This window comes from Aquabacterium lacunae (assembly GCF_004310865.1).
GTDB classification, from domain to species: domain Bacteria; phylum Pseudomonadota; class Gammaproteobacteria; order Burkholderiales; family Burkholderiaceae_C; genus Aquabacterium; species Aquabacterium lacunae.
Map to the genome: position 1 here is coordinate 1 of NZ_SIXI01000043.1, position 638 is coordinate 638.

The window sequence follows — 638 nt, forward strand, 5'->3', positions numbered from 1 at the left end:
TGGCCTAACGCCCAGGTTAACCGGCGCCGGAGCGCGAAGCGCGTAGGGCACCAACACTGGCCATCAAAATCGCGAAGCGATGGCCAGTGTTGGCGTCCGCGTTGAACCGACAGTTAGAAATTTCCTGTCGCCTCAAATTCTTCGACATCGGGGCAACCAAGTAATTTGCCAACCGTTCTACTCATGAATGCCTTTCCAAGTTTTGTGCTCAACATATCCTTCATGATTTTTGACCGGGAATTTTTCAAGTGCTGCGCATTATTTTTGCTTGCTGCGTATTCTGTGTTGAAATACTCTTCCGCAATTTTCGACAAGATCTTGACATCATCGCCATTGCTGCCGGAAAAGTTCTTGGTTAAGCAATCGAAGTATAAGGCTGCAGGCGCTCCAATAGAATCTACGATCGCAGATGCGCCACTAACTACTGCGGTTGAGGTGAGTGAGAACCTTGATATCGGTGGAGGGTATTCTGGGAATGTGAGTATTTCGTTATTTATAAGGTATCTATCGCCGCGGTTCAATATTTTTAGTGCAAACGGGACATTTTTTAATAATATTTCCCGTTGCTTTTCATTTAGGGCCTCGGTTGAATCCTCTATCAAGAAATCTCCTGCATAATTTCTTTTGATGCGCGCCTT

Annotated in this window: 1 protein-coding gene; it reads right to left on the reverse strand. The window is 45.8% G+C overall.

What is annotated here, in order from left to right:
- Positions 1–113: 113 nt before the first annotated feature.
- Positions 114–638, reverse strand: a 525-nt coding sequence (locus EYS42_RS17130; RefSeq protein WP_165456847.1) for a hypothetical protein, incomplete at its 5' end; no start/stop codon positions are given.